Annotated in this window: 16 protein-coding genes; 7 read left to right on the plus strand and 9 right to left on the minus strand. The window is 35.1% G+C overall.

From position 1 onward, the window contains the following. Positions 1-4: 4 nt before the first annotated feature. Positions 5-1,789: an aspartate--tRNA ligase gene (aspS, locus tag M983_RS00880; RefSeq protein WP_066745595.1), complete on the minus strand. Its 1,785-nt coding sequence runs from the start codon at positions 1,787-1,789 to the stop codon at positions 5-7. Between the two features lie 265 nt (positions 1,790-2,054). On the opposite strand from aspS, the gene M983_RS00885 reads away from it, so the two are divergent. From M983_RS00885 to M983_RS00900, 4 genes are all read left to right on the plus strand, one after another. Continuing rightward, positions 2,055-2,453, plus strand: coding sequence for an MAPEG family protein (locus M983_RS00885; protein WP_066745598.1), 399 nt, complete (start codon positions 2,055-2,057; stop codon positions 2,451-2,453). A 189-nt stretch (positions 2,454-2,642) separates the two neighbouring features. Further along, positions 2,643-3,401: a carboxy-S-adenosyl-L-methionine synthase CmoA gene (cmoA, locus tag M983_RS00890; RefSeq protein WP_066745600.1), complete on the plus strand. Its 759-nt coding sequence runs from the start codon at positions 2,643-2,645 to the stop codon at positions 3,399-3,401. Beyond that, positions 3,394-4,368 (plus strand): tRNA 5-methoxyuridine(34)/uridine 5-oxyacetic acid(34) synthase CmoB, encoded by a 975-nt coding sequence (gene cmoB, locus M983_RS00895; RefSeq protein ID WP_066745602.1) that lies wholly within the window; start codon positions 3,394-3,396, stop codon positions 4,366-4,368. The genes cmoA and cmoB overlap by 8 nt, the downstream gene beginning before the upstream one ends. A 390-nt stretch (positions 4,369-4,758) precedes the next feature. Beyond that, positions 4,759-6,327, plus strand: coding sequence for an ATP-binding cassette domain-containing protein (locus M983_RS00900; protein ID WP_066745606.1), 1,569 nt, complete (start codon positions 4,759-4,761; stop codon positions 6,325-6,327). A 103-nt stretch (positions 6,328-6,430) separates the two neighbouring features. Here the strand turns inward: M983_RS00900 and cutC are convergent, their stop codons facing one another. Next, a complete protein-coding gene (cutC, locus tag M983_RS00905; RefSeq protein WP_066745609.1) occupies positions 6,431-7,183 on the minus strand; it encodes a copper homeostasis protein CutC in 753 nt (250 codons plus the stop codon). Positions 7,184-7,337: 154 nt separating this feature from the next. Then, entirely contained in the window at positions 7,338-7,892 is a 555-nt protein-coding gene (locus M983_RS00910; RefSeq protein ID WP_066745612.1) for a VOC family protein, read from the minus strand. Between the two features lie 173 nt (positions 7,893-8,065). On the opposite strand from M983_RS00910, the gene argS reads away from it, so the two are divergent. Then, positions 8,066-9,796, plus strand: coding sequence for an arginine--tRNA ligase (argS, locus tag M983_RS00915; RefSeq protein ID WP_066745615.1), 1,731 nt, complete (start codon positions 8,066-8,068; stop codon positions 9,794-9,796). A 151-nt stretch (positions 9,797-9,947) separates the two neighbouring features. Here the strand turns inward: argS and M983_RS00920 are convergent, their stop codons facing one another. The 3 genes from M983_RS00920 to rimJ all read right to left on the minus strand — a co-directional run bounded on the left by M983_RS00920 (position 9,948) and on the right by rimJ (position 13,601). Then, positions 9,948-10,220, minus strand: coding sequence for a hypothetical protein (locus tag M983_RS00920; protein ID WP_066745626.1), 273 nt, complete (start codon positions 10,218-10,220; stop codon positions 9,948-9,950). A 1,097-nt stretch (positions 10,221-11,317) separates the two neighbouring features. Next, entirely contained in the window at positions 11,318-12,853 is a 1,536-nt protein-coding gene (murJ, locus tag M983_RS00925; RefSeq protein WP_066745629.1) for a murein biosynthesis integral membrane protein MurJ, read from the minus strand. A gap of 163 nt (positions 12,854-13,016) precedes the next feature. Continuing rightward, entirely contained in the window at positions 13,017-13,601 is a 585-nt protein-coding gene (gene rimJ / locus M983_RS00930; protein ID WP_066745632.1) for a ribosomal protein S5-alanine N-acetyltransferase, read from the minus strand. A gap of 190 nt (positions 13,602-13,791) precedes the next feature. Here rimJ and mdtH point away from each other — a divergent pair, with 190 nt between their 5' ends. Then, the gene (gene mdtH / locus M983_RS00935; protein WP_066745634.1) at positions 13,792-14,994 is read left to right on the plus strand and encodes a multidrug efflux MFS transporter MdtH; all 1,203 of its coding nucleotides are present in this window, start codon (positions 13,792-13,794) and stop codon (positions 14,992-14,994) included. Positions 14,995-15,035: 41 nt separating this feature from the next. Further along, positions 15,036-15,590 carry a lipoprotein gene (locus M983_RS00940; RefSeq protein WP_066745637.1) on the plus strand — a complete coding sequence of 185 codons (555 nt, stop codon included), beginning with the start codon at positions 15,036-15,038 and terminating at the stop codon, positions 15,588-15,590. Between the two features lie 119 nt (positions 15,591-15,709). On the opposite strand, the gene M983_RS00945 is transcribed toward M983_RS00940, so the two are convergent. The 3 genes from M983_RS00945 to M983_RS17335 all read right to left on the minus strand — a co-directional run bounded on the left by M983_RS00945 (position 15,710) and on the right by M983_RS17335 (position 20,258). Then, complete coding sequence (locus tag M983_RS00945) at positions 15,710-16,276, minus strand: TorD/DmsD family molecular chaperone (RefSeq protein WP_066745638.1); 567 nt, start codon at positions 16,274-16,276, stop codon at positions 15,710-15,712. 225 nt (positions 16,277-16,501) lie between these two features. Then, positions 16,502-17,113 (minus strand): 2OG-Fe(II) oxygenase, encoded by a 612-nt coding sequence (locus tag M983_RS00950; protein ID WP_066745640.1) that lies wholly within the window; start codon positions 17,111-17,113, stop codon positions 16,502-16,504. Between the two features lie 235 nt (positions 17,114-17,348). Continuing rightward, positions 17,349-20,258 (minus strand): hypothetical protein, encoded by a 2,910-nt coding sequence (locus tag M983_RS17335; protein WP_157091904.1) that lies wholly within the window; start codon positions 20,256-20,258, stop codon positions 17,349-17,351. Positions 20,259-20,326 lie beyond the last annotated feature (68 nt).

Consider the following 20,326-nt stretch of genomic DNA (forward strand, 5'->3'; position numbering starts at 1 on the left):
CAACTTATTTTTTATCTTCGCTGACTTCTTTTTCCGTCACTTTTATTGCTAATTCTTTTAATGCATCTTCATTAGCAAAGCTTGGGGCATTCGTCATCAAACACGCTGCGGCTGTTGTTTTAGGGAATGCAATAACATCACGAATATTATCAGTTCCCGTTAACAGCATCACTAAACGGTCTAAGCCGAATGCTAAACCCGCGTGTGGTGGTGTACCGAATTTCAGTGCATCTAATAAGAAACCGAATTTTTCTTGTTGATCATCTGGCGTAATACCTAAGATACCAAACACAGCTTGTTGCATTTCATTACGGTGAATACGAACAGAACCACCACCTACTTCATAACCATTGATAACCATATCATACGCATTTGCGACAGCGCCTACAGGGTGAGCAGTCAATTCTGCTGGTGTTAAATCTTTTGGTGAAGTAAATGGATGGTGCATCGCGCTTAGGCTACCTGATTCTTCATCTTCTTCAAACATTGGGAAGTCGATAACCCACAGAGGTTTCCACGCATTTAAATCTGTTAATTCAAGATCACGCCCCACTTTAATGCGTAAAGCCCCCATCGCATCACTCATGGTTCCTTTACGACCCGCACCAAAGAAGATCAAGTCACCATCAGTGGCATCCGTAGTCTTCAGAATTTCGGTAACAACATCATTAGATAGGAATTTTGCGATTGGGCTTTGAACACCGTCAAGACCTTTTGCACTTTCATTGACTTTCATCCATGCAAGGCCTTTCGCACCATAAATAGAAACAAATTGGGTATATTCGTCGATATTTTTACGTGTTAATGAAGCGCCACCAGGTACACGCAAAGCGATAACTCGGCATTTTTCATCATTAGCGGCTTGTGCAAATACACTAAACTCAACATCTTTGACTAAATCAGCGATGTCTTTTAATTCCATTGGGTTACGTAAATCTGGTTTATCAGAACCGTAACGACGCATCGCTTCTGCGAAAGTCATCACAGGGAAAGCGCCTAAATCAACATTTAATACATCTAACCACAATGCGTGGATCATGCGCTCCATTACTTCACGCACTTGATCTGCGGTCATGAAAGAAGTTTCAACATCGATTTGTGTAAATTCAGGTTGGCGATCTGCTCGTAAATCTTCATCGCGGAAACATTTTACTATTTGATAGTAACGATCGAAACCAGACATCATTAACAACTGTTTAAAAAGTTGTGGTGACTGTGGTAATGCGTAGAATTTACCTTTATGTACACGGCTTGGTACTAAATAGTCGCGAGCACCTTCTGGTGTTGCTTTGGTTAGCATTGGTGTTTCAACATCCATGAAACCTTCGCTATCCATAAAGCGACGTACAAAGCTTGTGATTTTTGCACGCGTTTTTAAACGTTGTGACATTTCAGGGCGACGTAAATCTAAATAACGATATGTTAAGCGACGCTCTTCGCTGTTGGTTTGGTTACTATCTAAAGGAAGCGCTTCAGAACGGTTGAAAATAGAGAGTGATTCTGCGGCTAATTCAATTTCACCTGTCGCCATATTTTTATTCACTTGGCTATCAGGGCGAGCACGTACTGTGCCTGTAACTTGAATACAAAACTCATTACGCAGCTCGGAAGCCTGAGAAAATGCCTCTTTCTGCTCTGGGTCAAAAAAGACCTGAACAATACCTTCGCGATCTCGCATATCAATAAAGATAAGCCCGCCTAAATCACGGCGACGATTAACCCAACCACAAAGAGTCACTTTTTGGCCTACATGGGCGCTATTTAACTGCCCACAATAATTAGTACGCATACAATATCCTTTTACTCAGCTTGTTGTGCTTTCTGCTGCGGAAATTTTGGCAATAGTCTTTTTCGAGTAGTGTCAAAAAAAGGCAGACATTATAACGAAAATTCTTTCAGGAGATAAGAGTATAGAGCTAGTTTATATAATACATCTTTTCAAGTATTTGCTAATCCCCAAATAAATAATTAATAATAATGATTTATAGCGACAGAAATCACTTTGAGGTTTATCATTAAATAAGCCGCTTTTTGGTTTTGGCAATGGAGAAAAAATGGTTAGCTCGCTTTATATCGTATTGGGCGCACTATTATTGATTAAATTGTCCCTAAACGTAGTCAAATTGAGAACGCAATATCGGGTTTCTTATGGTGATGGTGGTTTTTACGAATTACAAACGGCCATTCGCGTACACGGCAATGCTGTAGAATATATTCCTGTTGCAATGATATTGTTGCTAACAATGGAAATGAATGGTGCTAATGTTTGGATGGTACACATTTGTGGTTCTATCTTAATTGCCGGCCGCCTTATTCACTCTTACGGATTAAAACATCGTGAATTAAGCTGGCGTCGTTCTGGTATGGCTGCCACGTACTTATCTCTGATACTAATGATAATTGCAAATATCTATTTCCTTCCTTGGATACAAATATTTTCTTTCTACTATTAATCATCGTGCTAAAAGTCGTGCGATCATCCTTGATCCATATCGACATCCTTGCTGTTGTTTCTAATAACGGCAGGGAATCAAAAAGATTTACTGTTTTTTTCTGATTCCTTTCTCGCTAATGCAACTTTGTGAGCTGAGACGCTTCTGATAGAATGCCCCCTTCTTTTATTCTTTAAGTCTATTTTTGTTATGTCTAATTCAAAAACACCACAACAAGACAACTTATTTGCGACACCTATTGCTAACCTTGGTGATTGGCATTTTGATGAAAAAGTCGCTGAAGTCTTTCCTGATATGATAAAGCGCTCTGTACCAGGCTATTCAAATATTATTTCTATGATTGGCATGCTGGCAGGTCGTTTTGTCACATCTCATAGCCAAGTGTATGATTTAGGCTGTTCTTTAGGGGCGGCAACGCTTTCTATGCGTCGTAATATAGAAGCGACAGGATGCAAAATTATTGGTGTTGATAATTCGCAAGCAATGGTAGAGCGTTGCCAACGCCATATTGATGCATATAAAGCAGATACACCAGTTGAAATCATTGAAGGCGATATTCTTGATGTTGACATTAATAATGCATCAATGGTCGTGCTTAACTTTACTTTACAATTTCTAGAACCTCATCACCGCCAACAATTACTCAATAAAATATACCAAGGATTAAATCCGGGTGGTGTACTCGTCCTATCTGAAAAATTTAGCTTTGAAGATAAAAAAATTGGCGAACTACTTTTTAACATGCATCATGATTTTAAACGTGCAAATGGCTACAGCGAACTAGAAATAAGCCAAAAACGCAGTATGTTAGAAAATGTTATGTTAACAGATAGCGTAGAAACGCATAAAAAACGCTTACATCAAGCTGGTTTTTCTCACGCTGAAGTTTGGTTCCAATGTTTTAATTTTGGCTCTTTATTGGCGATTAAAGGTGATAACAATGATTAATTTTAGTTCATTTTATCAATATATCGCTCAAGATGAGCGCCTATTTCACTGGCTTGATACATTACCATCTCAATTAACAGAATGGCGCTCACATGCATTACATGGCCATTTTGCTTCATGGGAGAGAATGCTTGAAAATCTTCCTGAAATAATGCCAACCAACCTTGATTTAAAAAATGGTGTTGTTGCTAAAAAAGAACCAGAATTGAGTGCAGGTGAACAATTAGGCTTAAATAATATTCTTAAAGCGTTAATGCCATGGCGTAAAGGTCCCTTTTCACTTTATGGTGTCAATATTGATACAGAATGGCGTTCTGATTGGAAATGGGATCGTGTATTACCCCATCTTTCGCCGCTTGAAGGACGTCTCATTCTTGATGTTGGCTGTGGTAGTGGCTATCACATGTGGCGAATGTTAGGTGAAGGCGCAGATTTTGTTGTTGGTATCGATCCTACTCAACTCTTTTTATGCCAATTTGAAGCCGTAAGAAAATTATTAGGAAATAACCAACGCGCCCATTTAATTCCTGTTGGTATAGAGCAAATGCCTGAATTAAATGCGTTCGATACCGTATTTTCAATGGGTGTGCTTTATCACCGTCGCTCACCACTTGATCACTTATGGCAATTAAAAAATCAACTCGTCTCTGGTGGTGAATTGGTATTAGAAAGTCTTGTTATTGATGGCGATGAATTCCAATGTCTGATTCCTGGTGAACGTTATGCTCAAATGCGCAATGTTTACTTTATTCCTTCAGCTAAAATGTTAAAAGTATGGCTTGAGAAATGTGGCTTTAAAGATGTACGTATTGTTGATGAGAATGTCACATCACTTGATGAACAACGTAAAACACCGTGGATGATAACGGATTCATTAGACGCATTTCTAGCGCCTGACGATAAAACGAAAACCATTGAAGGCTACCCTGCCCCTAAACGAGCGATATTAATCGCAACAAAGCCTTAACGTATCGATTTATCTAAATAAATTTAATGTGGTGACATAAAGAGGGATATTAATGATTAGTATCCCTTTTTTGTATTAATATTTTCTCTTGCTTTTTAAGTATGGTATTTAATATTTTATTTAAAAAGCCTTATTTAAAATAAGAAATCAAAACCCATTATTCTATTGGTGGCTTGCCGTTAATATTCATTCATGTTTAAATACGCAAGTTTTCACCTCTTTCATTTATTTTTAAAAGGTACTTTCCTACGATGAACTAAATTCTGCCAGAAAATCATACCGACATGGTATTTATCTTATTTTCTGTTACTGGCAGACATTAGTTTATTATTGCTTTCACATCATAATGTGACTTTGGCTGTCTGCCACCTATTTCGTTAGGAGGTTATTATGACAATAGCTTGTCACTTCTCAAATCTCAGTATTGAATTTAATCACCAGCCACTATTTCCTGCATTATCACACTCTATTACTTGTCAAAAAAATGCACTTATAGGACAAAATGGTAAAGGTAAGTCGGTACTTTTAAGATTATTAGCACAAAAAACAACACCATCAACCGGCAATATTGTTTGGAATATGCCCTTTATCCATATTGAACAGCTAACTCGTTTAGCTGGAAATACGCTTGCTCAAGCATTAGATATTGAACCTCTATACCATGCATTTAAACGTGTCGAACAAGGTATTGCAACACTTAACGATTTTGAATTATTAGAAGATAAATGGCACTTACCTGCTACATGGCAAAACTTACTTGATTCAGCGCAATTACCTTATTTACTTGATATGCCTATTTCGCAATTAAGTGGCGGTGAGCAAACACGCTTAGCATTATGTCGTGCATTTTTACATAGCGATCATTTTCTTTTATTAGATGAACCTGATAATTATCTCGATAGTAAAGGTCGACAATGGCTTATTCATCAATTAGCGCAACATAAACCGGGTGCTTTAATTATCAGTCATAATCGACAATTACTTTCTCATATGGAGACAATCTTTGAATTAACGGATAAAGGATTAGCTGAATATGGCGGTAATTATGAATTATATGAAACACAAAAAAATAATACAGTTGCTTCTTTAATGGCAGCGAAAGAGCAAGTCAATAATCAAATAAAACAAGAAAAACGCCAACAACAAATTACACTACAAAAAATACAGCAACGTAAACAACAAGGCGAAGCCATTAGAGAAAGTGGTTCTCAATCTACGCTCTTATTAGATATGCAAAAAAATCGCGCTGAAAAAGGACATAGTGCAATAACGAAGCGCCATCAACGAGTTATAGATAATATGCAGTCACAAAAACAGATAGTAGATGATGAAATATCTCATATTCATCAACAAAAAATGATATTACCTTATAAGTCCACAGGACGTAAATTAACCGTTTTTGTTTCTGAACTCTGTCTCCCTTTTGGTGATAAAAATCCTATCTCTTTTTCTGCTTATAGTGGTGAACATTGGCATATTAGCGGGCTTAATGGCTGTGGCAAATCAACGTTATTAAAATGCCTTATTGGTGAAATAGCACCTATCTCAGGTGAGTTTCGATTAAATAAAGAATATTGCTATCTTGATCAGCATTTGGCTTTATTAGATAAAAGGTTACCTGTTGCACAAGCATTACATCAATATCAGCCAGAAATTTCTGTTGAGCAATGGCGAACTCACCTTGGAATGCTAAGAATACGTGGAGATAAATCATTATTAGCATTTGAAAAGCTCAGTGGTGGTGAGCAATTAAAAGCAACTTTACTTGCACTCACATTAAGTCCTAAACCACCTTCTGTATTATTATTAGATGAGCCGGATAATCATCTTGATATCGAATCAAAAGTATTATTAGAGAATTTGCTCGCACAATATCAAGGCACATTATTACTTATTTCCCATGATAAGTATTTCGTTGAAAATTGTGCAATTACACATACCTTAACGCTGACTAAATAAAATGGTAATTAATATTTGAAACATCACGCTAAATAAACAAAAGAGCCAACTTAGGCTCTTTTGTTTTTAAATAATCATTTATATTGTTATGATCTATAACAATTTAGGAAGGAACCGCTGAGTAAATACTAATAATATCTTTCATAGCTCCTACTGTATCAACATCAACACAATAATGTGTAAATTCATCAATTTCACTATCCGTGCTCATAGTGACACCCGCTTTACGATAATTCATTGTTGAAGGTACTTTTTTCCCTGCTGAGCTATGTACTTCTTTAATTCCTGCATCTAGGAATTTATGTATATTGCTTAATCTAACGCCCGCACCCGCCATAATAATTGGCCCTTGCGTTTTTTCGTTAAGTGTTCGTAATAATGGTAATCCCAACTCAGCATTGGCTTGTTGTCCTGACGTTAAAATACGCGCAATACCCAATTGTGTTAATTGTTCTAACGCTAAAAGTGGATTAATACACATATCAAATGCACGATGGAAGGTAATCGCAAGAGGTCCTGCAATTTCCATTAATATTGCCATTTTAGGCATATCAATTTGCCCTTCTTCATTTAATACACCGACAACTGCACCCGCAAATCCCATATCACGTATAAGTGCCAGATCATTTTTCATTACAGCAAAATCAGCTTGGCTATAACAAAAATCACCACCTCGAGGTCGCACAATAGGATGAACTGGGATATTAACCAGATCTCTGACTTGCTTTAGCATTCCATAGCTTGGTGTAATTCCCCCTTCAGATTGGCTAGAGCAAAGCTCTATTCTATCTGCGCCAGAAAGTTCAGCAATTAACGCACATTCTGCACCAAAACAACAAATCTCCAATTCTGCCATTTCATCCCTCTTTATCTTTCATTCAGAAAGTAATCAGAAAATAAATATAATTTCTTAGCGATTAGTAACAATAGTTGTCGAATATCGTGATTCATTCAATTCTACTTTCAGAGTTTTGTGCTGACACAAGCAAACTATTTTCTAAAAATGTTGTTCAACACTCACTTTCCACTATTTTGAGTAACGAATAAGGATGATATTTAATTGTCACTTTTCCATTAGAGACCGCTACAGTAGGGTTCGCTAAACGCTCATTATCACCTTTAGGTGTACTCACTTTTAACGAGTAGTTTTTGGGTAACAGATTAGGAAGTAATGACAGGGCATACTCAACAAGCATTGAAGGTTCAACAGGAATAACCTGCTCTATATGTTCCCAACCTTGGTATTCGTATTTTTTATGGGTTGGATAAGGTAACTCAATAATCGATATTGTCTGATTAAATAATGTGATTGGTATATCGAGTTTAAATAAGTAAATAGGACGCCCATTTATTATTTTATCTGAAATGCACTCACCACATTGGCTTAACCCTTCACGCCATTGTTCAGCAAGCGCTAATTCGTGACACCGTAACGAAATATGATCTATTTCATAATCATTTAAGTTAAGACCCAACTCATCAGCGAGTTGCGCTATTTTTTGTTCAAATAAAGGAAGCTCTTGAGACAACGCATTTAAAAGAGGAATTGAGGAAAATAACGCCATATTGAGCAACCTTACATATAAAATAGAGAAAAACTCTTAAAGATAAGGCGCAGATAGTAGCATGTCCTAGCCAGAATATGTTATAAATTCAAGGTTAAATCCTAATTCTTTATATAAAACCTGTCTACCTTAGGTCGTCAGGTTTTATTATCTCAATAATTTAAGGTAACCCGGTGAATATTCAGGCTTTTCTTTCAGAAAAAATCAGTGTGGCAATGTGTGCCGCTGGCGCTCCCGCTGATAGCGAACCACTTGTTCGTCAGTCAGCCAAAGTACAATTTGGCGACTATCAAGCAAATGGGGTCATGGGAGCTGCAAAAAAAATGGGGATCCCACCCCGACAACTCGCAGAAAAAATTCTGGAACAGCTTGATATTACAGATATTGCAGAAAAAGTTGAGATAGCCGGTCCTGGTTTTATCAATATCTTTTTATCTCCAGCTTGGGTTGCCCAACAAGCAGAAAATGCATTAGCTGATGCGCATCTTAATGTGACAAAAGTTGAACCTAAAACAATCGTTATTGACTATTCCTCTCCTAATGTTGCAAAACAAATGCACGTAGGGCACCTACGCTCTACGATTATTGGCGATGCCAGTGCGCGTACATTATCTTTCTTAGGTCATAACGTTGTTCGTGCTAATCACTTAGGTGATTGGGGCACTCAGTTTGGTATGCTCATTGCGTTTTTAGAGAAAAAACAAAATGAAAATGCAGCTGATATGGCTTTATCTGATTTAGAAATGTTCTATCGCGAAGCGAAAAAATGTTACGACGAAGATGAAGTCTTTGCTCTGCGAGCACGCAACTACGTTGTCAAATTACAAGGTGGTGATGAATATTGCCGTACTATGTGGCGTAAACTCGTTGATATCACCATGCAACAAAACCAAGAGACTTATAAACGTCTTAATGTCACATTAACAGAAGATGACATTATGGGGGAAAGCCTCTATAACCCAATGCTACCGGGAATTGTCGCTGATTTAAAAGCGAAAGGTCTTGCTGTTGAAAGTGAAGGTGCCACCGTTGTTTTCCTTGATGAATATAAAAACAAGGAAGGCGAACCAATGGGTGTCATTATTCAGAAAAAAGATGGTGGCTACCTCTATACCACGACAGATATTGCTTGTGCTAAATATCGTCACGATGAATTACATGCAGACCGTGTTTTATATTATATCGACTCACGTCAACATCAGCATTTAATGCAAGCATGGACTATTGTGCGCAAAGCTGGTTATATTCCTGATTCAATGACGCTTGAACACCATATGTTCGGCATGATGTTAGGTAAAGATGGACGTCCTTTTAAAACGCGTTCAGGCGGCACTATTCGTTTAACCGATTTACTTGATGAAGCACAAGAAAGAGCGCGGAATTTAATTCTTGAAAAAAATCCAGAAATGGATGAAGAAGAGCTAAATAATCTAGCCCGTGTTGTGGGGATTGGTGCTGTTAAATATGCTGACCTTTCTAAAAACCGCACAACAGATTACATTTTCGATTGGGATCTGATGTTAAGTTTTGAAGGTAACACAGCCCCTTATATGCAATATGCTTACACTCGTGTGATTTCTATCTTTAAACGTGCTGATATTGATGAATCAACACTCACACAACCCATTGCATTAACAGAATCTCACGAAAAACTGCTCGCATTGCGTTTAGTTCAATTTGATGAAGTCATTATGCAAGTTTCTCGTGAAGGCACACCACATGTGATGTGCGCTTATCTATATGACTTGGCACAAACATTCTCAGGATTCTATGAAAACTGCCCTATCTTATCTACAAAAGATGAAAAAGTGCGTCAAAGTCGCTTGAAACTCGCTCGCTTAACAGCAAGAACTTTAAAACAAGGTTTAGATACATTAGGTATTGAAACTGTCGATAGAATGTAATTTGTCTCTATCTCTAAATAACAAAAAACCGGTGACTCTATATCACCGGTTTTTTATTGAGATTTTTTTAAACTCTATTTAATTATTAGGGTTTAATTCTCAAGCAAATTAAAACAATTATTCAATCTAATAGCTTTATAGCATGTGTTGGTTAATCTTCATTCGCAACAATGGCATCTTGGCAAAGTAAGCCAGAAATATCTGTCGTTTCAATCCAGCCATCTACACTATCAATTGGTTTACTTGGTGTAAATAAACGCTGATTTGTATCTTTAGCCGTAAATGAAAGTTTTTCATTTGTTTTATCAAACACACCCACACAATTAACTGGCGTCACTTTTGATGTTTTTATTTTTCCATCAGCTGTACAGCCAGCAAGAAATAATGTAGCTAATGAGACAGAGAGGATAATTGCTTTTTTCATAATTGCTCCTTGAGCACCTTTTTATTTTTATTGTTACTAAAAATCACTTATTGATTATTTAGCATTCTTCACACTTAAAATTAATCATAGATTTAACGCATAGTGATTATAACGAATAAATAAAGAAATAATTGAGGCATTGAGCCAAAAATGAAAAATTAAGAAATACATGACAAAATAAGAAAAGAGAGGGAAAAGCAGCAAACAAAGGCATAGAAAATAAACGTATTATTAGCACAATATACCGAATGAAATATAAAGACTTATCAACTGATACTATCAAATTCATTCATTATTAATTTCCCACCTACTGCTTACAGCTTTATCCCCAGCAATCGCTTATCTATTTGAAGCGCAGACAAAATAGATATGATCACTTTCAGTAGCACTGAACGATAACAAGCAAATAACTTTACAGTCACGGTTAATCTACCTGAATGAGCAAATAATAATATGTCTCAAATCAAAAAAATGAAATATTTTAAAATTCACCTTAATAATTTGAAATATTTGTAATATCTCATCATTAAGTAAGAAATATTTAACAGATATGCGATATTTGAAACCTTAACAACATGAGAGAGTTTATCTAAAAAAAGATATTTTGTCAAAATGCAACTTATTAGAATATATCATCTATTTCTTTACTTTCTGTAAACCAACCTAGTTAATAAACAAATTGTCTAATAATATATAAGCAACTTAAAGTTAAGTTATATTTATAAATAAAACAATGAAATTAAATTTTATTCGTAAACATCGTCGATATTTTCTAAAAATAAGAAAAAAGATTAATGGAATTTATTGCAAAAAAATATTAATACACTTGATTTTCTTCGTGAGACCTAAAAAAATATACCTAAGAAAAGTTTCTGTAATTCTTAAAAATGTGAACTAATTCACAAGTTAAATTTCTCTATCTACAAGGTGATTCAAATTACGCCTATTACATTAATGTGAAAAATTGTCATCTAATGGCAAATAGCCACATAATACTCAATATCCTAGGTTTCAAGAAGATAAAAAAATACGCCCCACTTTTACAAGTAAGGCGCATGATTAAGTTGATTGAATTATATCAGTACAATATATAGAGGCTAAATTGCGCGTAATGAAAAATGACGAGGTCTAAAGCCAAGTAGATACAATGAAACAAAATAGCTACCAGCTCCAACAGTAACTACACCTAATAGACGTAGGATACGCATTAGCATACTACCTTGATCCCAACTTGGCATTACCCAGAGCATCGCCATTAACACAGCAGACATAACAACAAGTGCAATCGCTAATTTAAGTAAAAATATAGGCCACCCTGCTAAAGGTTGGTAGATATCTTTTTTACGAATTTGCCAAAAAAGCATGCCGGCATTAAAACACGCAGCAATACCAATAGAAAGCGCTAAGCCAACATGTTTTAAACTACCAATAAATGCAAGATTCATTAATTGTGTTAACACCAATGTTGCGATTGCAATTTTTACTGGTGTTTTAATATCTTGGCGAGAATAAAAACCAGGCGCTAGGATTTTTATGAGAATAAGCCCCATTAATCCTACACAATAAGCCACTAATGCCTGTTGTGTCATTAATGCATCATGAGAATTAAAATTACCGTATTGGAATAAAGAGGCTGTTAAAGGGCCTGATAAAATAGCCAAACCAAGCGTACAAGGGAGTGCAAGTAAAAAGCATAATCTTAATCCCCAATCCATCAGCTTTCTATATTCTTGCGTATTTCCACTTGTAAAACTTTTTGCAAGAGAAGGCAATAAAATCGTTCCTAATGCAACGCCTAATACCCCTGTCGGTAGTTCCATTAGGCGATCAGCATAATACATCCAAGAAACTGAGCCAGAAACAAGAAATGATGCAAATATCGTATTAATAATTAATGAAATTTGGCTCACTGAAACCCCTAAAATAGCGGGCCCCATTAATCTCATCACTCTCCATACTCCGCTATTTCTAAATGAAATACGTGGTAAAACGAGCATTCCTATTTTTTTCAAATGAGGTAATTGATAAACCAATTGTAATACACCACCAGCAACAACAGCCCAAGCAAGCGCCATAATAGGTGGATTACAATAAGGTGCGACAACCAAAGCAAAAAATATCATGCTGACATTTAATAATGTCGGTGCAAATGCAGGCACTGAAAATCTATTCCACGTATTAAGAATAGAGCCCGTTAATGAGGCTAACGATATCAGTAGAATATAAGGAAAAGTGATGCGTAATAATTCAGTAGTCAGCTGAAATTTATCAGGTGAATCAATAAATCCGGGTGCGGTAACATAAATGACCCAAGGAGCGGCAATAACACCGAGAACTGTGACGACGGCTAAAATAAGCGTCAACATTCCCGATACATAAGCAATAAATGTGCGAGTTGCTTCTTCGCCCTGCTGATTTTTGTACTCAGCTAAAATAGGAACAAATGCTTGAGAAAAAGCGCCCTCAGCAAAAATACGGCGCAATAAGTTAGGTAGTTTGAAAGCAACAAAGAACGCATCTGTTGCAACACCCGCACCAAAAATGCGGGCAATGATGGCATCACGAATAAAACCTAATACCCGTGAAAACATCGTCATCGAACTCACTGCAGCCAGTGATTTAAGTAAATTCATAATTCATTCTAATTGTTGTGATATCAAGAAAAAAGAGAGCGACTATAGTCCGTCTCTAGCACAGAAAAATCAATCATCAATTGAGTAAGAATAAACTGACTTGATGCGTTTTCTTATTCAAATAGATATAAAAATAGCGTGTAATTTTAACGGGTGAATATTACTATGTTGCTTTAAAGGACATTCGGGTTGTTAATGCAGTAAGCACATGATCTCGCCATTCTTTATTTATTTGTAAATAATTTTTGGCATACCCTTCTCGTTCAAAACCATGTTTAGCCAGCAAATGACCACTACGTAAATTATGAGGCATATAGTTTGCCATAATACGATGTATTCCTTGTTGTCTTTGCATATAACGAATGGTTTCGGTTAACGCTTCTGACATATAGCCATTCCCTTGCCATTTTTCACCGACTGAATAACCTAAGAAACAAGCATCGAAAGCACCACGAATAACATTACTGAAATTAGCAACACCAATTACTTCATCTTCACTTGCAGTTAGCAATAAAAAATGAAATGCACTTTCTTGTCGATGTAGTTCGTTCATATATTGCAAACGATAATCCCATCCTGATGGCACATAATTAGATTTATCTCTAAATGGCTCCCATGGCATTAAATAGCGACGATTTTCACTATAATAATCTGCTAATTTTTCAGCATCTCGTTCAGTTGTTAAACGAACTATCATCCTTTTCGTTTCAAAACGAACTTTAGGCATCCCACTTCGGTAACCAAACATCGCCAATCTATTATCCTTAAAATAAAATATGTTATTCAAAAGTAATCCTACTTATTTTGCCATTAACCTCAATAAAAAAATATCATCTTTAAACTACTAGGTATTATTGACAATTAGCGCCAGAATAAGAGAAGAATTAAATAATTTTCTTACCTCTTTTTTTGAATAATGTGTTTATTAATGGTGAGCAATGGCGCTAGTAACTCAAGCCCGTACTTTAGGTAAATATTTTCTCCTAATTGACAACATGCTTGTTGTCTTGGGCTTTTTTGTTGTTTTCCCACTAATTTCTATCCATTTTGTTGAACAACTAGGCTGGGCTGGCGTTATTGTCGGCTTTGCATTAGGACTTAGACAACTTGTTCAACAAGGTTTAGGTATTTTTGGTGGCGCCATTGCGGATCGTTTTGGCGCAAAACCAATGATAATCCTAGGTATGTTACTGCGTGCTTTAGGATTTGCATTAATGGCAATGGCTGATGAACCTTGGATACTTTGGGTATCTTGCATTTTATCTGCATTAGGTGGCACATTATTCGATCCACCTCGTACTGCTCTCGTTATTAAATTAACTCGCCCTTATGAACGTGGACGTTTTTATTCTTTATTATTTATGCAAGATAGCGCGGGTGCAGTTATCGGCGCCTTAATTGGTAGCTGGTTGTTATTATACGATTTTCATATTGTGTGCTGGGTTGGTGCTATTGTTTTTGTTATTACTGCTATTTTTAATGCGTTATTTCTTCCTGCTTATCGTATTTCAACAACCAGAACACCCATTAAAGAAGGACTAAAACGCGTTCTCATTGATAAACAATTTGTCCGTTATGTCTTAACGCTGACAGGCTATTTCGTTTTATCAGTGCAAGTCATGCTCATGTTCCCTATTGTTGTTAATGATATTGCCGGTACACCCACTGCTGTTAAATGGATGTATGCCATTGAAGCTACACTTTCTTTAACGTTGCTTTATCCTATTGCTCGCTGGAGTGAAAAACACTTTAAACTTGAGCAACGCTTGATGGCGGGCTTATTATTAATGAGCATCAGCATGTTTCCTGTCGGTATTATTCACTCTTTACATACTATTTTTCTTATCATTGGCTTATTTTATCTAGGTTCTATTATCGCCGATCCTGCTCGTGAAACATTAAGCGCCTCTTTAGCTGACCCTCGTGCTAGAGGTAGCTATATGGGCTTTAGTCGATTAGGTTTAGCCTTTGGTGGGGCTATTGGCTATACCGGTGGTGGATGGATGTATGATTTAGGTGCGCAATTTAATACCCCTGAATTACCCTGGATTTTGTTAGGAACAGTAGGATTAATAACACTTTACGCTCTTTATCGTCAGTTTAACCATAAAAAGGTTGAAACAACCATGCTTACCCCTTAGAGATCGAGTAAACTTAACTCAGAGACATTTAAGGAGTCTGTATGAAAGCGATTTTTCTAACTGCGGTATTTTTCTTAACAAGCTTAGTTGTCGGTTGTGATCAGTTAAAACAGTTTGATGTCAGTGAGAACTTAATCAATAATTATCTAAGCCAAAAAACGCAATTACAAAAGCATATTGGTGAAGACAACGTTGTTTCAGCGGATATTCAATTAAAAGATCTCACTATTCAAATTGGTCGCACAGAGCCTGGCAAAGTGAGTTTATCTGGGAAAGTTGATTTAAAAATTGAATCTTTTTTAGGTAATACACAAGCTAACGTTCTTCTTACTTTATCAGGTCAACCTGTTTATCAAGCAGAACAAGGCGCTATCTATATTAAATCCATGTCTATTGATAGCTATAAAGTCACACCAGAAAAAATGGATGCACTAATCATTGCATTAAAACCTTATTTAGATAGCTCTATTTCGACTTATTTTGATAATCAGCCCGTGTATGTGCTTAATCCTGAGAAGAACAGCGCAGAAGCGGCAGCCTTTAAATTAGCGAAAGGTATTGAGGTTAAACCGGGTAAATTTGTTATCCAACTATAATAATTACGCTTGTTGATTAAAATTTTTAATCGTTATTACACCGTAATATGTAAAAAGGCAAACTCAATGGTTTGCCTTTTTTATCAATACCGCACTGTATCTATCAACATCACAGTAAATTAGTCAGCTGGACTTTCATTTTCATCATCAGCAAGCTCTTCACGTAATGCGGATAATGCACCACGAGCAATAACAGCTAAAGTACGATAAAAACCTGTTGTAGCATGAGCTTCAACTTTACCTAGAAATGAACCAGCCCAAGGTAATAAATAGTCATCAAATAATTGTGTTTGCGCTAATACTTCATCCTGCGCTGCATTGTCTTCAAGCCAAGAAGCCGCTAATAATAATGCACCAAAACTATCTGTTGCATTATCAGTTACTGGCATCCCCCTTGTCTGCAAAAATTGACGAACCTCTTCTTCTTTCACGTCACAATAATCATGCGCATAGATTGATACAGCGGGTGAATCATTACCAAATAATGATTGGTAATCTAATTCCATAGCCTGCAAGTCTTTTACATTATTTTTTAATGTTGTGAATAATTCATCTTGTTCAAGAGGCCAAAGCTGGCTTAACTTACCATCACCAATCATCGTAATAATGGGTGATAAAATAGGATCATTAGGGGCACGTTGAAATAAAGTACCTAAAAGGCGACATACTATTGAAAATTCATTCATCGCTATTTTCTATTCCATAAAATTGACTACGGTGTATTTAACTAAAATAAAATCAATTTTTCTTATTTTATTTTTTAATTTTTAAGTACACCCTTAAGAACAGAAAAAGCGCCCTTAAGTTAAGTACTCTACATTATGTATTATACTTAAAATAAGGCACGCGCCTAATCCCATGCGACGTATTTTATATAAATAACCTAAAATAAGTGCAATTTTGTCAATCAATTAGCTTGCTATATCAAGAAAGTTATCTCTTACACCATTAACACGAAACCACCCTGCAATACTAATGCGTTCTTTATTCGTTGGTAACACTTCATGGGGGAATTGTTCTGAAAGAAAAATAATCAACCTTCCGCCTTGAGGTGCAACTGTCGCTAACTTTTTATCATCAAGATCGTAAATAACTAACTCACCGCCATCTTCAGCAGTCCAATTATCATTTAGATATAAAACGGTTGTTAAACGACGAGAGATATTTTCTTTAAAAGCATCTAAGTGTTTTTTATAAAAAGCACCTTTACCATAACTGGCAAAATGCGCTTCATATTCAAAAAGACCCAGAAAAAACTCTCTATTTACTGCACGCTGAATATTTTCCATTTGCATTAAATAGTGTTGTACAGGTTCACCCATTTCGGGTTCTAACCAACTAATTTTATCGCTACGGATTGTTTTTTCAGCAAGTAAATTTTCATTACGACCAATACGTGCATTTTTAGCATTTTCATTACCAAAGCATGCACGTAATTGTTGAACAGCATCTGGTGTCAGGAATTCATCCCATACACACCATCCTTTCTCTGCAATTTGCTCAAGAAGTTCAGCTATATTCATTAGGTATATTTTCTGATTAACATGGGAAATCACTTTATAGCACTAAGCATGCTTAAATGACAATTTAATAAATTTATCTTTGCGACAATCCTCTTTTATCAGAAGTAAATACTATAAAAATCAAAGACTATAATCACTTTCCTTATTTATGACTTATTAAAAGTGTATAAACTAACGCTGAAAAGTATTTCTTTTTTACTATCACAGCACTTTAATTATAAATTAAACAAATGATTTAATTAAAATAATAGCTCGATGTTATTTTGTTCATTTTCTGATTTTCTATATCATAACTGAAACGAATATTTCCTTTCACTTGTGAATGTGTAATCGCTTTTTTATTGCCTAATCGAACAAAACCCGTCGGCAATGTTTTCTTTTTAAATGCAAGTTCGCTCACCGACATAACATCAATGGCATCTATTTGATAAGCCACTTTTTTTAGTTCAACTTTATACTTTTGATATAACTCATCTAATTCTGTATTTAATTTTTTTATATCTAGTTTTTTGGTTTCTTCTTTAGATAAAATGGTGTTTTCGTCGATCAATTGCTTTATGCTTTGTATAAAAGACGCACGAATATTCTTGTTTTTTTTTGTTAATGTGTAATTAGTTGTAAAAAAGGGATTAAACTTTTCATTCATATTGTCTTTTTTCTGAGACGATAATGTTTCTGCTTTTTCTTTTAACTCTGATAAAAAATCTTTTAATTTATTATTATAATTTATTTCTACTTCATTTTTACTTTTAATACTATCTTTCAACTTATTTTTTTCTGATTTATCAGATGATAAAGTCAGGTATATATCTGATAATTTACCTATATCTTTTGATACAGAATATTCCTCAGGATATTTATCTATTAGTTTATTAAGTTTTACTATTCTTTTATAGATGTATTTCATCTCTTTTTTACTTTTATCTTCTTGCTCTTTGTTTTTTATACTCTCGCTACTAAAAATGGTACGATTAAATAGATAATTCACTTTTCTTTTCAGCATGGTTTCAAAATCTCTCACGGTTGTGAGCGGGTACCATTGAATCTGACTATTTGCTGTTGTTGATGAAGGTGTAAATTTTAAGTCACGATAAGCCTCAAAAATAAACTCGAACAGCCCAAGATTGATCTCTTTCTTCTCATTTATCACATCCATTTCACCCGCATTAATAATTTTATTAATATTGGCATCTATCTTTAAAATATTAAATACCATATTTAATCCGATCGCATTTCTGGGAACTGTTACACCTGTTGTTTTATTTAACATCACATCGATATCGCCACTTATTTCAGCTCTGGCTTCGATACCCAACCTTATTTCTTTGCTTGTATTGGTTTCTAGTTTTGTTTTGTCGATCAATTCATGCTCAGTAATATTTAATCTATTATCAATAAACTCTGTAATTTCATTAAGAGGTATATTAAAAGAAAAATCAGAGGATTTAGCGTAATTTGCATTCAGGACAACGCTTGCCATTGCCGGGGTTACGACACCATAATCAATGCTGTTATAGTTACTTCGTTTTTCGTAGGTACCAACGCCTGCCGATAATCCCACCGATGTATTGATATTCTTTTCGTTAATAAATGAAAAGGTGATTTCATCGTCTTTATTTTTGTTAATTATCAATGTATGTGTTTTCGCGTAAGATGCCAGTGCAAACGCATTCACACCTAATTTATCGGTCAGGTTAAAAGCACTAATACCAAAAAAGGCTCGGATATCATTATATTGACTCAACATGATACTTTCTTTCTTTTTCATCTCTTGTGTCAGAGTCTGAATTATCTCGCCGTGTGTTCTTCCATTTTCTATATTTTTACAGGTCCTACCAAGCACTTTGAAATGTTGATCTATATTTAGTTTTGCATTATTTAATGCTATATATTTTGTCTTAGCGGGGGTTGTTGTTGAATTTGTTAATGCTCGAATACCCGAAAAAAGCCCACGAAAACCGGGATCAACACTTTTAGCCATATTAGAGGCTAATTTGCTGTATTTTTTTAATGCGTAACTTTCTTTGGCTTTATCAAAATGTATTCTTGCATTATCAATAAAAGAAGAGAAAAAGGGAATATGGCGGCTACTAAAATTACCGACGGTTTGTGATGAATAAGGTTGTCCAGAATGATAGTTATTATAATTATTTTCACCAACCATAGAATAAAAAGACATTGGGGGTGTTTTCGTTAATCGGCTGACTTGATATTCATAAGGCTTTACAGCAAAGATATGAGAAGGATTAAGGTAATATATTTTTATTTTATCATCTCTTTTAATCACAATCTGTACACGGTTTAATACAGGTTTAATAGCTAATATTTTATCCTGTTTTTTCAGTGGTAATTTGATATCATGCCATAAACTGCCATCCAACTCATCTGTTATTTCTGCTGTTAAAAAACCCGTTAATCCTGTTATTAATAATTTATTATTTTCTAATTTTATTCCTACTTCAAAACCTTTACGACGTATATGTATTTCATTATTTTCATCTTGTTCTATTACATTATTAATGCTGGACAGATCTTGAACTTCATTTTTTCTTGGTATATAGGGTTCATATTCAACAATGAAGTTTTTATTTGATTCTTGGTTGTCATTAAGGGAATAAGATTCTTCTATTTTTGAAAATTTTATTTTATAAAGCTCGTTAACATCATTATTATCGTCTTTTTTCTTTCCTATTAAAAATCCATCAGCATCAACATAAAGTTCTTTAAACTTTAACTCAGAGCCCTCCTTATTTTTAATATTGAAACCTTGATATTTAAATCCTCCTCTAATATATTTTTGATAAAGACCAGTGAACAGATCATGTGTTTTCCCTTTGATTAATAACAAAGAGCCATCCTCTTCTAAGGTAAGACCCATATTATTTAAAAGAGACATGTTTGTCGAACCAAGATAAACATAATTATTGGAATCTATTTTATTTACATTTTTTATTTCTTTTATTTTTAGTTCCGCATTATGGATAACTTTATTATTTTTAGAAAGTTGAATTTTGTTAGAGCTATTATCTACTTTTTTAATATCTTCGATATTTAATTTATAAGATATTTCTTGATCATCATGATGACTATCTAGAAATATACTAGTGTTTGGAGTCGATATGGGAGGACTTTGTTTTATTAACATATTGATGTTCCCTATTTTCACAGAATACTGGGTATAGGGAGATCATCATCAAGATAAACTGCAAGAGA

The organism is Proteus myxofaciens ATCC 19692, assembly GCF_001654855.1.
GTDB lineage: Bacteria > Pseudomonadota > Gammaproteobacteria > Enterobacterales > Enterobacteriaceae > Proteus > Proteus myxofaciens.